This window comes from Clostridium manihotivorum (assembly GCF_004015185.1).
Classification (GTDB): Bacteria; Bacillota; Clostridia; order Clostridiales; family Clostridiaceae; genus Clostridium_AR; species Clostridium_AR manihotivorum.
Window position 1 is genome coordinate 942,234 of record NZ_CP025746.1, and the last position, 15,944, is coordinate 958,177.

Below are 15,944 nucleotides of genomic sequence, written 5' to 3' on the forward strand. Positions count from 1 at the left end.
CAATGGCTTTAGTCAATTCATCTTTATTTAGCATTAAACTTCTTTATTTCTCTGGAAATCCTCTTTTATTGCCTTTAAGCTATCTTTATCTGTAAATAAGGCAAGGGCAGTGATAGCTAAAGCCTTTGAACCTATTATAAGAGCATCATCTCCAGCTTTCGAAGCAGCGGCTACTCTAAAATCTGTAGTATGTCCTACTAGACTTTCTGGTCCGATTTTTACATGAGGATGGATGGTTGGAACTACCTGACTTATGTTGCCTACATCAGTGGAACCAAAGCCTTTAGGTTGTTCAGGTGATATTTCAAGTCCTAGTAAAGAAGATTTTTCAATAAATAAATTATCAAAGGTTTTATTTAACAATATATTGTCAACTTTATTTTGGAAGGCAATTATGTTAACCTTAGCACCGGTGGATAAAGCAGCTCCTTGGGCTATATTTTTAATCTTTTCGCTGATTTCATCGCAGGTCTTTCTTGTTTCTGCTCTTATAAAGAATCTAGCCTTAGCATATTCAGGGATAATGTTAGGGGCATCCCCGCCGTGCGTTATTATTCCATGGATACGAACATCTGGAGTAACATGTTGTCTTAATGCGTTTATTCCATTGAAGAGAGCTATTACCGCATCTAGAGCATTTATTCCTTCATGAGGAGACGCAGCAGCATGAGCAGGTTTTCCTATAAATTCGAAGTCTAATGGATCCACTGCAAGAGAAGGACCTGTAGCAAAGTTATTATTACCTGGATGTATTATTAAACTAGCATCTACATCCTCAAGTAAATTATGCTTTACAAAGCTGCCCTTAGCACTTCCATTTTCTCCACCTTCCTCAGCAGGAGTTCCAAGAACTCTAATTTCTCCACCTATTTCATCTAAAACTTTTGATAGTGCTATGGCAGAAGCTGTACTTAGAGTACCTATTATGTTGTGACCGCAGGCATGACCCAGGCCAGGAAGAGCATCATACTCTGCCAAAAATGCAATTGTTGGACCACTTTTTGTTCCTTTCTTTCTTGCTATAAAGGCAGTTTCATGTCCTGCAACTCCATTTTCTACTTCAAAGCCTTCTTTAGCCAAGGTATCCGAAAGTAAGGCTGATGCAAAGAATTCCTTGTTTCCTAGTTCTGGTTTACTATGGATGCTATGACTTATTTCTATATATCTGTCTTTACTTTTATCTATTTCCTCTATAACTTTTAATTCTAAATAATTCAATGTATTACTCAATTAATTGGCCCCCTTTATATATATGTCTTACATTCTTTATATTTATATATATGAACATGCTGCTTTATAATCAAAAATCTCTTTTCAATTCTTCTCTTAAGAAGCATAATGGTTTAAAAGAACTCAGATTTAATGGTTATATCTTCGATAGGTTTTATAACTGACATATGTCAACCCATTGAGCCTTAGTAAGGTTCTCTATATCATTTGGAGTGATTTTCAATGCAGTAATTTGAGAACCAGCAGCAGGGTATACATGTTCAAAATTCTTTATTGAAACGTCTAAGTATACTTCCAAGTTATTCTTTAATCCAAAAGGACATACACCCCCGACTGGATGTCCTGTTATATCTAGCACTTCATCATGACTTAGCATTTTAGCCTTTAGCTTGAAATGCTCTTTATATTTTTTATTGTCTATCTTGGCATCTCCTCTTGTAACCACAAGGATTTCCCTGTCCTTAAGTTTAAAGGCTAAAGTTTTAGCTATATACTGAGGTGCTATACCTAGAGTTTGTGATGCAAGCTCTACAGTAGCTCCACTAGCTTTTAGTTCAAATACAGGATCCTCTAAGCCTTTTTCTAAAAAATAATTTCGTACACTTTCAACACTCATTTTTACACCTCATTTTCAAGTTTTTAAGTATTACAACTTTATTCTTTGTGCATCTGCCTTTTCTGAAGGGATGTGAAGAAATTCTGGCAGGCTACATAATTTCTCTTATTTATTCTTTATACTATACTCATATTTCAGCTGCCTACACATACTTATACATAGGATCTATATAGAATATAATTTCCTACTAAAAAGACAAGCTTTTTCAGTATACTTTGTAAGAACCTTAGATTTCGTACAAGCTACCTAAGAAATAAAAAAATCTCCTTCCGTGAATGGAAGAAGATTTAAAATGCAGCTCAATAAAAGCTTATATTTCAAAACATTATCTTCCCTCATCTATCAGAAGTTTAACTTCTGTTGGAATTAGCACCGTGCATGCAAATGAAACATGTTGGTTGCTGAGGCATCTTAGGGCCATTCCCTCCGCCTCTCTTGATAAGGATCTTTAATAACGAACATTAAAATCTATTTTTACTGTCTAGATTAGTGTAAAATCTTTTACTGTGATTCCAAATTTATCATGATAACCTTGATTAAATAGAATTATAAACATAATTATTTTATATGTCAATATATTTAATTAAACATATTTGATTGCTATGAAAAATATACTTTTTGGCATTTACTTTAATTTATTTGCATATAAATGCTTATAAAGATATACCATTTCGAGCCGAAATATATTTTCAAAACTCCTGTGAATTCTTAGAGGAGAATTTGAAAATATAAATTCAAATATGAAATGATGCATCTATAGGGTTCCATTACGAAAACTTAAGTTATGCATGTTCGAAAATCGCGGGTTCTGGGGATTTTTGCGGCATGCATAACTTAATAGTTGAAGTTGGAACCCTATATAGGGAACCTTTATGAAAACTTAATTTATAGTTGTTATAAAATCCAGGATTCTGGGGATTTTGTGGCATTTATAAATTAATAGTTGAAGTTGGTTCCATATATACCAGTTCATATTTAAATGTATAAGTCTATAAAGATACCAGTAATATTTAAAATGATTTCTAGTATTTTTTAAAGCTATAGAACCTGGATGTCTATATAGATAGTGATGTTTATAAAAATAATGTCACCAAATAAAAATGAAAAATCACTGTTGACAAATAAAAAAACAGTAACTATAATGAATTTCAAGCAGAAGTTGTAAAAAATAATAACGATCCTTATCTAGAGAAACTGAGGGACTGGCCCGATGAAGTTTCAGCAACCGGCGTGTGTTCATTTGCTCGCAAGGTGCTAATTCCTGCAGACTAAGGTCTGGAAGATGAGGAAAGACGATACTTGTAATTTACCCGTTTATGGGTTTTTATCGAGTCCTCTTTCCTTATTGGAAAGAGGACTTTTTGATTTTTATTTCAAATCTTACTGTTTAAAGGGGGCGATTAAGATTATTTATTTAAAAAATGTTGGGAAGACCTATCATACAAAAGAGCATGAGTTAGAAGCAGTAAAAGGGGTAAATCTGCACATCGAAGCAGGAAAGATAGTTGGCATAATAGGGTATAGCGGTGCTGGAAAAAGTACTTTGATTAGATGTATAAACCTGCTTGAAAGACCTACCACTGGAGAGGTTATTGTTAATGGCAAAGAATTAACTAAGTTGTCAGCAAAAGAACTTAGAAAGAGTAGAGAGAAAATTGGGATGATATTTCAACATTTTAATTTAATGAGGAGCAGGAATGTATTTCAAAATGTTGCTTATCCTCTTAAAGGTAATGGCTTAAGTAAGCAAGAAATAAAGATTAAGGTTGAAGGTTTATTAGATTTGGTGGGCTTAAGCGATAAGCTAAAGGCTTATCCATCTCAGCTAAGTGGAGGCCAAAAGCAGAGAGTGGCAATAGCCAGAGCACTTGCCAATGATCCACAAGTTCTTTTATGTGATGAAGCTACTTCTGCTCTTGATCCAGAAACAACACAATCAATTTTAGCTTTGCTAAAAGAAATAAATGAAAAGCTAGGCCTTACCATAGTTATAATAACCCATCAGATGGAAGTAGTTAAAGAGATATGCCATGAAGTAGCAGTAATGGATAAAGGGGAGATAGTGGAACAAGGAAATATAGTTCAGATATTCTCAAAGCCAAAGGCTAAAATGACAAAAAACTTTGTATCTACAATCTTTAAATATGACAAGATCTATGAGCTTCTAGATAATAATTCATTTATTGGAAAGCTTACAGAAGAGGAGATAATAGCAAAGATTTCTTTTGTAGGACAGAACACGGGGCAAGCTTTTATTTCTAAATTATCAAGAAAGTTTAAGGTGGATGCAAGTATACTATTTGGCAATATAGAGATTATTCAGGAAGTTCCGGTGGGCAATCTAATAGTAAAGTTTAATGGTGGAAGGGATAGTATCATAGAAGCCTTTAAGTATTTAGAGGATAAAAATGTACAGGTGGAGGTGATAAGAGATGCTTCAATTCTTTCAGAATCTTATGCCTAACGTGATAGATTTATTTCCTGATATGATGAAGGCTTTAGGAGAAACCTTGCTAATGGTACTTATAGCAGGGAGCATATCAACTATTATAGGTCTTCCTATAGGCGTTACCTTAGTTGTTACAAGACCAGGAAATATATTAGAAAATAAGGCTATATATAGCTTTTTGGGGAAAATAATAAATATATTTAGATCAATACCTTTTGTAATACTGTTAGCAGCTATCATACCATTTACTCGCCTTATAGTTGGAACTACCATAGGACTTAGGGGGGCAATAGTTCCTTTGGTATTAGGTTCTGTACCCTTTGTAGCAAGACAGATAGAATCAGCGCTACTAGATATTGATAAAGGAGTGATTGAAGCGGCTCAAGCTATGGGATCTAGTTCTTTTGAGATAATTTACAGGGTATTTCTAAAGGAAGGGCTTCCAGGCATAATTTATGCACTTACAATAACTACTGTGAGTCTAATAAGTTTTTCAGCAGTGGCAGGAACTGTTGGAGGGGGAGGGCTTGGTGACTTTGCAATAAGATATGGCTACCAGTATTTTAAAACAGATATAATGGTTGCTACTATAATAATTTTGCTTGTTTTAGTAAATGGGATACAAAGCTTGGGGGAGCTTTTATTAACAAAATTAAAGCATTAGATATATTGATATAAATAAAATGAAAAATGACTATTTATAATTGGGGAAAAATTAAATATATAAATAAAGTGGGGGCGTTCAAATGAATATAAAAAGAATATTAGCAGTTACATTAGCTTTAACAATTGGGGCAACAGCATTAGTTGGATGTGGGGCAAAATCTTCTGGTGCAGATAATAAAAAAGAAGTAATAAAGCTTGGTATAACTGGAGATGATCATAGAGTTTGGGACAATGTTAAAGAAAGATTGGCAAAGCAGAATATAGAGCTTAAAATAGTTACCTTTAGTGATTATGTACGACCAAATCAAGCTTTAAGTGACGGTGATATTGACGCAAATGCCTTTCAAACCGTAGCATATTTTGAGCAATTTAAAAAAGATCATAATTTAGATCTTACTTCTATAGGAAATACAGTTTTAGCTCCAATGGGGATATATTCAAAGAAGATAAAAGATATAAAAACCTTAAAGGATGGAGCTAAAGTAGCCATTCCTAATGATGCCACAAATGAAGGAAGGGCACTTTTGCTGCTACAAGATGCAGGCTTAATTAAGCTTAAAGATGGTGTAGGTATTAAACCTACCGTTAAGGATATCATTGAAAATACCAAAAAACTTAATATAGCAGAACTTGTGGCTACGCAGATTCCAAGATCAATAGAAGATGTTGATATAGCAGTTATAAACAATGGAGTGGCAGTGGATGCAGGCTATGCACCACTTAAGGACTCTATATACATTGAAGATACAAAAAAGGAAAGTGCAAAAAATTACTTTAATATAATAGCTGTTAGGACAAAGGATAAGGACAAGGCTGTTCTTAAGAAGCTAGTTGAGGTTTACCAGAGTGATGAAACCAAAAAGGTAATAGACGAAACAACAAAAGGCTCATCAATTCCAGTTTTCTAAGGGACAAGGGACAGGGGGACGGAGCTTCTGTCCCAGTAGTATCCTAAAATTGAAAAAATAAATTGGGATATTTGCTGTAAGAAACAATATTTAATAAATAATTAGATACTTTCAATTATGAGTTAAGAGGGAAAATAGAGAAATAATAGACATAGAAAAATAAAAGAATATAGTGGAAATGGACTAGTGATATCAAACAAATATCTAATAAAGAGTCGCTGAAGCAATCTTCAGTGACTTTTTTAGCGCATATGCCTTTCAAAATGAATATAAGGAAAATATGGTAAGCAAATAAGTTTACTTATATATATAGCGAAGGGGTACATATCAAAATGTGAAAATTATTTAGTTTAGTTAACAAAAAAAAGTATTTTCCTTTATAGTAAAAATAGATTTAGAATTAGAGATAGTGCTGAATCTATTAGATTTAAGAAAAGCAACTGTTTTTTTAGTTATATTAACTCATAATGAAGCTCAACAAATTGATTGAAGCGTCTTATGTTTCTTAACTTTAATTTTACTTCAGTATCTAGTTCATTAAATAAAGGAATTCCTTTGCCAATTATTGTTGGGGCAATTGTTATAATAAATTCATCAACCAAATAGTTTTTTATAAAGTGGTGAAGAAGCTCTCCGCCGCCTACAATCCAAATGTTGCCCCCTGTTGTGCTTTTTAGTCTTTTGGTGAAGGAAGTAATATCTTCATTTATAAATTCAACATGGTCATTTTTGCCTGTTAGTGTTTTTGAAAATACATAACATGGCTTATTTTTATAGGGAAATTCACCTACATCATTTTTGATAATCCAGTCATAAGTTTTACGACCCATCAATACAGTATCTATAGTATTAAAAAACTCAGAGTATCCGTTATCTCCTTCACCTTCTACTTTAAATAGCCATTCCAAAGAATCATCTAAAGTAGCAATATAACCATCCAAACTTGTTGCAATGTATAAATATAGTTTTCTTCCATGGTTCATAGGTTTATCCTCCATATTTATTAGATTTATAAGTAAAATCTTATATTAAGACTATCATCTAGTTAGAAATACTTATGGTTTATCTAAGTATATTGTAGCATATTTAGATGTATCACTTAGTAACAGAGACTATATTTTACAATTCTTCTCTAGAAGCCGTTAGAGTTCAAAATAGTTTGAGATAGGAGTATCACACGTTGACAGTAGCTTATTTTATTATATGAAAATCTAAGCCAGCTATTTAAATTACAAAATAGTTTGCCTATAAAATCCATTAATAGCGTAGTATAATAGATGCTAAGAACTATTTTATTCTACAAAAGGGGGCTTTTATGTGTTTTCAGAAAAAATTATAACTAATTTAAGTAATTCATCTTGGATAAGATTGATGTTTGAAGAGGGCGAAAGACTATCTAAGATATACGGGGCAGATAATGTATATGATTATAGTATAGGAAATCCTTATGCGGAACCTCCTAAGGAAGTTACTGATTCACTTAAGAAACATATTTTAGGTGAGGAAAAGGGAATTCATAGATACATGAGTAATGCAGGATATACTGATGTAAGACAAAAGGTTGCTGAAGCTTTACAAGAGGAAAGTGGAGTTGAGCTTTCATTTAACAATATAGTTATGACGGTAGGTGCTGCTGGTGGATTAAATGTTGTATTAAAGTCATTGCTAAATCCAGGAGAAGAAGTCATAGTATTTGCTCCATATTTTGTTGAGTATAGCGCTTATGCTGATAACAATGGTGGAAAAACTGTTGTAGTACCGCCAGATACTAAGACCTTTGAACCTAATCTTGAGGAATTTGATAAAAGTATAACTGAGAAAACTAAAGCTATTATTATAAATAATCCTAATAATCCAACAGGTGTAGTATATAGTGAGGAAACTCTAAGAAAAATAGATGAGATATTGGATAAGAAAGAAAAAGAGTATGGAACAACAGTATATGTTATTTCAGATGAACCTTATAAAGAAATCGTGTATGAAAATACAAAGGTTCCTAGCTTACTAGCTATATTTAGAAATGCAATAATAGTTAATTCTTTTAGTAAATCCCTAGGACTCGCTGGTGAAAGAATTGGTTATATAGCTGCCAGCAGTAAGATAGAACAAGTTGATTTACTTATGAATGCATTAAGTTATTGTAATAGAGTTCTTGGTTTTGTAAATGCTCCGGCATTATTCCAAAAGGTTATAGCAGACTCCTTGAAAGCCAAGGTAGATATAAGTGAATATGAAAAGAGAAGGGACTTCCTATATGAGAAAATAACTTCTTTGGGCTTTGAGTGTGTAAAGCCACAAGGTGCCTTTTACTTATTCCCTAAGGCCTTAATCGAAGATGATGTTGAGTTTGTGAAAAGAGCTATGAAGTACAACCTTCTTTTGGTACCAGGAAGCGGATTCGGATGTCCTGGGTACTTTAGAATGTCTTACTGTGTTAAGTTTGACATGATTGAAAGATCAATCGAGGCTTTTGAGAAATTAGTAGAAGAGTTTAAATAAATATAATGTTTCTGAGGCTATCTAGGTGTATTTAACTAGATAGCTTTTATTTTTTATTGTTTATAAAACTCCTTTGGTTTCTTATAGGAGAGTTTTAAGATATAAGTTTTATTATGAAGTGATACATATATAGTAAAGAATAAATTTATAAAAAGTTTAAATTATAAAGTAGATATATATGGTAAAATGAATTTTATCACTGAAACTATTGATATGCTATTTATATGTATCAAAATTAACTGACTATGAAATTAGAAGCAAATCAAATAGTTACAAGTAATCACAAAAGAACAAAGGAGGTAAGAGCATGATTACAGCAATGTGTAATATAGATACTTCAATTTTAGAATTTATTCGTAATAATCTTCACACACCTATTTTAGATAAATTGATGATATTTTTTACTAACATAGGCGAATCAGGTGCAGTTTGGTTAGTTATAGCTCTAGGTCTTATTATAAGTAAAAAATATAGAAAAGTTGGCTTAATGATGCTAGTTGCATTAGTAATAGGTTATTTAATGGGGGAAGGAATATTAAAGCACATATTTAAAAGGGAAAGACTGTTTACTCATGTTCCAGGTATTGAGTTGTTGGCTAAAAGACCAAAGTCCTACTCATTTCCGTCAGGACATACAACTTCGTCCTTTGCAGCTGCAGGAATACTAGCGTACTATTTTAGAAGGTATACACCTGTATTTTATCTTCTTGCTGGACTTATAGCTTTTTCAAGGCTCTATCTGTACATGCATTATCCTTCAGATGTTTTAGGGGGAATAATCCTAGGTACTTTAAGCTGTATAATTACAATTTATATATTTAAAAAGTTCTTTAAGAAAAAGAATAATTATTAAAATATTAATAACAGGTATTGACCCTGCCCCTTGGGCAGGGTTTATATTTTTATTGTAAGAAATTTAGTAAGCTTATTAAAGCATCGTACAAATGCTTAATTTCAATAGGATATTTTAACAAATCTTAAAATAGAAGCGAATCTGATGGAGGAGATAACTTATGAACACTAGGACTGTATCGGAAATTTTAGACATATCATTAAAAACTTTAAGATTATATGAGCAGTATGGAATAATCAAAGTAAATAGAGATTCTAACAACTATCGAAATTATAGTGAAGAGGATATTAAAAGATTAAGACAAGTGAAACTTCTTAGAGAGTTAGGCATACCTCTTAAGAATATTAAAGGAATATTTGAAAAATCTTTTGAAGATAACAAGGTGATAAGAGAACTTACCATACAGCTTAAGGCTGTGGATAATAGACTATCAGAGTTAGAAAGTATAAGAAACACCCTGGTACAAAGTGTTAATGATGCACTTTTTACCTCAGAGGACAATTCCAACATTTATTTTGAGAACATAAGTAAATGCCTGGATCAGAACTTAGAAAACAGAAGAAAATGGGTAGACAGATGGAACTTCGATAGCTGGTCAAAAAGCTATGACACTTCAGTAAAGAAAAATATCAATGATGACTTAAGACTATTTGAAGGATATGACTATGTGTTAGAGAGTATAGTAGAAAAGGTAGAAGAAAGTAATGGGAGAAAGATTCTTGATATGGGCTGTGGTACTTGTAATATATATGAGAAGTTAGGTAAGAATGTAGAGTTTACAGGTGTTGATCAAAGTATAGAAATGATTTTAGTTGCCAAAAGAAAGTACGGAGATATCTCTCTAAGATTAGGAAGTTTTTTAGATAAACCCTTTTTAGAAAATCAGTATGATATCATAGTATCAACCTATGCATTTCACCATCTTAATGATTTGGAGAAGGAAACTGCTGTAAATTATATGTTGAAATACTTGAAGCCAAATGGGAAAATATTAATAGGTGATCTTATGTTTGAAAGTCAAGAAGAAAGGCTGAAGAAAAAAGATGGTTTCTTAAGTGATGGAAGAGTGGACCTATGGGAGATTATTGAAGATGAGTATTACACAAACATTGATAAACTGAAAAGTTATAGTGAGCTTCTAGGTTGCAGCTTTAATTATAAGCATCTTGTTAATTTCACTTGGCTTATAGAAATAATAAAGCCTTAGTTTAATTACTATCCTATAGAGAGGAGGTTTCTAGTGAGTAAGTATAGGTATCATTTACTAAAACTTAATTTATACACGGTTGATGATACAGGCTTCTGGCGATTAGATTATCTCGGCTTCTGGGGATAATTAGCCATGTTTAGCTTAATAGTTAAAGTTGGAGCCCTATAAAACGTTAATATGTCGTAATTTGATTTATACCTCTTATAAAATAAATTTGGCATTTAGATGTAAGCTTTTAAATAGTCTATATACTCACTGGAGAAAAATCATGAATACGTCTGAGCTTAATCAATATTTGCGAAGCATTGAGCTAAAACGAGATAGAATTGAAAGCTTTTATGAATATCCATATTGCTTAGAAGCGATAAAAGGTATGGGGAGATTAAGTTTTCATCCCAAAGTTACATTCTTTGTTGGAGAAAATGGTTCAGGTAAGTCTACTATATTAGAGGCTATTGCTACAGCCTATGGTTTTAATCCAGAAGGTGGTACAATAAACTTTAATTTTTCCACAAATGATACTCACTCAGAGCTATATGAGAATATCAAACTTGTAAAAGGAATAAAGAAACCCAAAGATGGCTTCTTTCTAAGAGCAGAGAGCTTTTACAATCTTGCTACCAATATTGAGGAACTGAACAGGGAAGTACCAGGACTTTTTAATTCTTACGGAGGTAAGTCCTTACACAAGCAATCACATGGGGAATCTTTCTTTTCCGTATTTATGAATCGCTTTGGAGGAAATGGAATTTATATATTAGACGAGCCTGAAGCTGCACTTTCTCCAGCAAGGCAGCTTTCTATGATAGCTAGAATGCATCAACTATTAGAACAAAACTCACAGTTTATAATAGCTACTCATTCACCTATCTTAATGGCTTATCCTAATTCATTGATCTATGAAATAAAAGACGGAATTAAGTCGGTAAATTACAAAGAAACCGAACATTATAGCATAACTAAAGCCTTTTTAACGAATCCGGAGAAAATGCTTAAGATACTTATAGAAGAAAATGATTGCTAATACTCTATAAAATAGAATGATTTATGGGCATAAAGGCATTTAATTATTTGTGAAGAATTGTAGCGGAAAATTATGTTAATTATTTGCGGGAGCTCATCTAAGCATCGAATGACTGAACGCTTAATTTCAACAGTTTACTTTAACAGAGTCTATATGATAAGGGGAGATATATTATGTATTATGGGGAAAAAATATGTTTAAGAGCTTATAAGCAAGAAGATATACCTGTAGCTGTAGAGATGATAAACGATAGAGAGTTAAAGAAGCTTCTAGTTACAGATATACCATTCCCTTCTACTCCATGGGAGGAAGAGGAATGGATAAAGTCGCAAAAAGCTACAAGTACTGGAGAGTATAATTTTGCCATAGAAGATATTGAAACTAAAAAGTATATAGGTGGCTGTGGTATTCAGAAGGTCAATTGGTTAGCTCGTACAGCTACTGTTGGTATAATGATTGGAGATAAAAATTATTGGGGAAAGGGTTATGGAACTGATGCTATGAAGGTGCTTTTGGATTTCATATTTAACAATATGAATATAAACAAGGTAAAACTAAGCGTCTTTTCTTTTAATACAAGAGCTAAAAAAAGTTATGAAAAGTGTGGTTTTGTAGTAGAAGGAGTTCTTAAAAAAGAGCTGTTTAAAGATGGAAAATATTATGATGAGATAGTTATGGCGGCATTTAGAAAGTAAGCGAAAATAATTATAAGATAGCATTATGGTGCAGTAACATAATGCAATTAGGTGGTTAATGATCTTATATTTTGATTATAATATCTGTCACATATAGTATCTTATGCATGATATTGGACTTAAAAATAGTATTGAACATAACCAAAAAGAAAACAACTTAACAATATAAAAAGTTAAGAATTTAAGAATAAAAGAATATAAGAAGTTAAGAATTTATTGGAAAAATCAGCGTTACAGCATGGTAGGTTGGATTTTATGATAGGTAAAAATGATATTATAAATAGGTTGAAAATAAAGGTTTATACCTGCGAGGATTATAATTTACTTACTAAAGAAGAGCTAAGTGAATTTACATCTATATACGAAGAAAGTCTCGATGGAATAGCTAAGTATGAGCTTAAGCAAAAAGGAAAACATAATTACACTAAGGAAGAATATAATGAGCAGCTAGAGAAGTCTAGGCAAGGCTACAATAATTTTTGGTCAGAGTTTTTTATAAAAAATGATCATGAAGAAAAATTCGCTGTTGTAGCTATGAGTGATGATAAGAAGCTAAGTGCTGCTAGGTTTATAAAAAATAAATTCACGGAATGGCAGTGGCTTGTAGAAGCAGTAGAGACTCATCCAAGCTTTAGAAGGCTAGGCATAAGCAAGAAAGTTATAAAAGAAGGTATTAGTTATATAAAGCATAATTTTAGAGATGATTGCATTGTAATTTCGAATATATATAATTTAAATTCAGAATCTATAAAATTACACCAGAGCTTAGGCTTTAAAGTATCAAGTGATAAGCCTACAGATAGCTATGGAGAATTTGATGATAAAGATATAAGATATCAACTTAGTATTCAAAGGGAATCCTAAGATTAAAAGAATTAGCATAAGTCTGTTTATAGGAAACTTTATGAAAACTAAATTTATACTTATTATAAAATCGCGGCTTCTGGGGATTTTCGGGCACGTATAAATTAATAGTTGAGTTAGGAAACCTATAAAAGATGTACCACTTCATAATAAATTTTATATTTTCAAATATTTTCTCAGGAATCAGAGGAGATTTGAAAATAGATTTGGCATTGAAGTGGTACATCTTTATTTCATATAAAAGCAAATTAAAAACTAAACAAAAATGAACCATATACACAATAAAAGCATATTTTATTGTGTATAGAGGTCTAGAAGGACTTTTTTTGACTAAATCAAATGAAATTAGAATTTTTTGAAAATTGCCAAAATAAGTAAGAAGATTTATAATGTGAAAGTAGATTAAAGTTTATCCACTTTCATTAGTAAAGGATAAAGTAATAATTTTTTATCAAGGAGGCTGATAACATAAGAATATCATTTAAACGTTTTTATTGATATTTTTAACTATTAACCACATTATATATGTATTAAAGGTCACATAAGTTCAATAAAAATCTCTTAAATCAATGTATTTATTATATGAACATATGAAATTATGTTTATTATTATGAACATATGATAAGTTACACTTACTTTGATGAGTGTAATGATATTTTACGCTATCATAGGTTAAATAATACAATTAAGAGGGAGATGTTATTTGTGACAGCATATTTTTGCATAATTTATGGGGTTGTTTTGATTTCAGCTTTGGTAATATTTTATCTTGCAAAATACATATTTAAGCAGGATAAAGGAAATAAAAAGATGCAAGAAATCTCAGGGGCTATAAAAGAAGGAGCTATGGCTTTCTTAAAAAGACAGTATAAGACTATAACTATTATAGCTGTAGTTGTACTTGTGATAATTACTGGAGCAGATTATTTTGCTAACAGATCTAAAGAAGGTGTAGATGCGGTTAGTATAGCTTGGCATACTGGAGTAGCATTTATAACTGGAGCATTTTGTTCAGCCATATCTGGATATATTGGAATGTATATGACAGTAAATTGTAATGTAAGAACTGCTGAAGGCGCTAGAAAAGGCTTAAATAAAGCTCTTCAAATAGCATTTAGAGGTGGTACTATAACAGGTCTTGCAGTCACATCTTTATCACTTTTAGGAGTATCAACATTATTTTTAATATTTGGAGGAGCCTCAGGAAATGATTCTCTAATAAAAGAAGCACCATCACTTATAGTAGGTTTTGGATTTGGTGCCTCTCTAGTTGCGCTCTTTGCACAGTTAGGTGGCGGAATTTATACAAAAGCAGCTGATGTTGGAGCAGACTTAGTTGGTAAAGTGGAAGCTGGTATTCCAGAAGATGACCCAAGAAACCCTGCAGTAATAGCTGATTTAGTTGGAGATAACGTTGGAGACTGTGCAGGAAGAGGTGCTGATTTATTTGAATCAACAGCTGCTGAAAATATAGGTGCTATGATACTTGGAGTAGCATTGTACCCTGTATTTGGAGTAAAGGGAATATTATTTCCACTGGTTGCTAGAGCTTTAGGAATTATAGCATCAATTATAGGTGTTTTCTTTGTAAACGTTAAGGATGAAAGTAAAGACCCAATGAATGAGCTAAATAAAGGCTATGGAATCACCACAATTATAGCATTAATACTTCTATTGTTTAATGTTAAGTACATGCTAGGAGGAAAACTTCCAAATGGCAATGATATAAATTACTGGTTACTTTACGGATGTGCAGTAACAGGAATAGTACTAGGATTTGCTTTCGTAATAATAACTAATTACTATACTTCCTGCGATCATAGACCTGTAAAAGAAATAGCAAAATCTTGTGAAACTGGACCAGCTACTAATATAATTACTGGAGTTTCTATAGGTATGGAATCTACAGCTTTACCAGTAATACTTATCTCTCTAGCTATATTTATATCCTATAAACTAGGTGAATCTGCCCTTGGTGGAATAGCTAATTCAGGTCTTTATGGTACTGCAATAGCTACAATGGGAATGCTTTCTACTTGTGCTTTTGTACTAGCTATGGATACCTTTGGACCAATAACTGATAATGCTGGTGGAATAGCAGAAATGTCTGGTGCACCTGAAAAGGTTAGAACTATAACTGATAGACTTGATGCTTGTGGAAACACTACAAAGGCTCTTACAAAGGGATATGCAGTTGGATCAGCAGCTCTTGCTTCTTTCCTATTGTTCTCTGCTTATCTAGATGAAGTAAAGAAAATATTAGGCAAACCTCTAGACTCTTGGTTTAGTGTAGATATTGGAAAACCTGAAGTGTTTATCGCTGGTTTTGTAGGGATTATGTTGGTTTATCTATTTAGCTCAACAGCTATAAGAGCTGTCGGAAGAGCAGCTCAGTATATAATAATAGAAGTAAGAAGACAATTTAAAGAAATACCTGGCATAATGGAGGGAAAGGCAAAGCCTGACTATGCTAGCTGTGTTGATATAGTAACTAAGGGTGCTTTGAAAGAAATGATAGTACCAGGGCTTATAGTAATTATAACACCTATACTAGTTGGAGTTCTTTTAGGTAAAGAAGCTGCTGCAGGGTTCTTGATGATAAGTACCATTGCAGGAGTAGTAATGGCACTATTCTTGAATAATAGTGGTGGAGCTTGGGACAATGCTAAGAAGTTCATAGAACTTGGCAACTTAGGAGGAAAGAATTCAGAGGCTCACAAAGCTGGTGTTGTAGGAGATACTGTTGGAGATCCATTTAAGGATACAGCAGGACCATCTTTACATGTATTAATTAAGCTTATAAGTACAATAACATTAGTGTTTGTAGCTCTATTTAGTTAGGGTAAGATAATTTTTAACAATGGAAGCAGTAGTTTGTTATAACTGCTTCCTTTTTTAAGTCTTTGATAGTTATTTTATTTTCATATAAG

At 32.4% G+C, this 15,944-nt stretch carries 13 protein-coding genes and 2 riboswitches; of the genes, 10 read left to right on the forward strand and 3 right to left on the reverse strand.

The features are described 5' to 3' along the window. Positions 1-33 precede the first annotated feature (33 nt). Both C1I91_RS04200 and C1I91_RS04205 read right to left on the reverse strand, forming a co-directional pair. On the reverse strand, positions 34-1,230 hold the full coding sequence (locus C1I91_RS04200; RefSeq protein ID WP_128211417.1) for a M20 family metallopeptidase: 1,197 nt from the start codon (positions 1,228-1,230) through the stop codon (positions 34-36). A gap of 154 nt (positions 1,231-1,384) precedes the next feature. Then, on the reverse strand, positions 1,385-1,846 hold the full coding sequence (locus C1I91_RS04205) for a YbaK/EbsC family protein (RefSeq protein WP_128211419.1): 462 nt from the start codon (positions 1,844-1,846) through the stop codon (positions 1,385-1,387). A 332-nt stretch (positions 1,847-2,178) separates the two neighbouring features. Continuing rightward, positions 2,179-2,291: riboswitch (SAM riboswitch) on the reverse strand. A gap of 733 nt (positions 2,292-3,024) precedes the next feature. Further along, positions 3,025-3,135: riboswitch (SAM riboswitch) on the forward strand. Positions 3,136-3,251: 116 nt separating this feature from the next. Between C1I91_RS04205 and C1I91_RS04210 the strand changes: the two genes are divergently transcribed. The 3 genes from C1I91_RS04210 to C1I91_RS04220 all read left to right on the forward strand — a co-directional run bounded on the left by C1I91_RS04210 (position 3,252) and on the right by C1I91_RS04220 (position 5,869). Continuing rightward, the gene (locus C1I91_RS04210) at positions 3,252-4,310 is read left to right on the forward strand and encodes a methionine ABC transporter ATP-binding protein (protein WP_128215912.1); all 1,059 of its coding nucleotides are present in this window, start codon (positions 3,252-3,254) and stop codon (positions 4,308-4,310) included. Continuing rightward, the gene (locus C1I91_RS04215; protein ID WP_128211420.1) at positions 4,279-4,959 is read left to right on the forward strand and encodes a methionine ABC transporter permease; all 681 of its coding nucleotides are present in this window, start codon (positions 4,279-4,281) and stop codon (positions 4,957-4,959) included. The genes C1I91_RS04210 and C1I91_RS04215 overlap by 32 nt, the downstream gene beginning before the upstream one ends. Before the next feature lie 82 nt (positions 4,960-5,041). Next, positions 5,042-5,869, forward strand: a complete 828-nt coding sequence (locus C1I91_RS04220; RefSeq protein WP_205694279.1) for a MetQ/NlpA family ABC transporter substrate-binding protein — start codon at positions 5,042-5,044, stop codon at positions 5,867-5,869. A 452-nt stretch (positions 5,870-6,321) separates the two neighbouring features. Here C1I91_RS04220 and C1I91_RS04225 read toward each other — a convergent pair whose 3' ends face one another. Further along, positions 6,322-6,852 (reverse strand): dihydrofolate reductase family protein, encoded by a 531-nt coding sequence (locus tag C1I91_RS04225; RefSeq protein ID WP_128211422.1) that lies wholly within the window; start codon positions 6,850-6,852, stop codon positions 6,322-6,324. Positions 6,853-7,186: 334 nt separating this feature from the next. Here C1I91_RS04225 and C1I91_RS04230 point away from each other — a divergent pair, with 334 nt between their 5' ends. From C1I91_RS04230 to C1I91_RS04260, 7 genes are all read left to right on the forward strand, one after another. Beyond that, on the forward strand, positions 7,187-8,368 hold the full coding sequence (locus C1I91_RS04230; protein WP_128211424.1) for a pyridoxal phosphate-dependent aminotransferase: 1,182 nt from the start codon (positions 7,187-7,189) through the stop codon (positions 8,366-8,368). Positions 8,369-8,675: 307 nt separating this feature from the next. Then, complete coding sequence (locus tag C1I91_RS04235; protein ID WP_128211426.1) at positions 8,676-9,221, forward strand: phosphatase PAP2 family protein; 546 nt, start codon at positions 8,676-8,678, stop codon at positions 9,219-9,221. Positions 9,222-9,381: 160 nt separating this feature from the next. Beyond that, positions 9,382-10,428, forward strand: a complete 1,047-nt coding sequence (locus tag C1I91_RS04240) for a MerR family transcriptional regulator (protein ID WP_128211428.1) — start codon at positions 9,382-9,384, stop codon at positions 10,426-10,428. A gap of 271 nt (positions 10,429-10,699) precedes the next feature. Then, entirely contained in the window at positions 10,700-11,455 is a 756-nt protein-coding gene (locus C1I91_RS04245) for an AAA family ATPase (RefSeq protein ID WP_128211430.1), read from the forward strand. Between the two features lie 173 nt (positions 11,456-11,628). After that, entirely contained in the window at positions 11,629-12,150 is a 522-nt protein-coding gene (locus C1I91_RS04250) for a GNAT family N-acetyltransferase (protein WP_128211432.1), read from the forward strand. Between the two features lie 255 nt (positions 12,151-12,405). Further along, positions 12,406-13,014, forward strand: coding sequence for a GNAT family N-acetyltransferase (locus C1I91_RS04255; RefSeq protein ID WP_128211434.1), 609 nt, complete (start codon positions 12,406-12,408; stop codon positions 13,012-13,014). Positions 13,015-13,710: 696 nt separating this feature from the next. Beyond that, positions 13,711-15,855 (forward strand): sodium-translocating pyrophosphatase, encoded by a 2,145-nt coding sequence (locus tag C1I91_RS04260; protein WP_420808448.1) that lies wholly within the window; start codon positions 13,711-13,713, stop codon positions 15,853-15,855. Positions 15,856-15,944 lie beyond the last annotated feature (89 nt).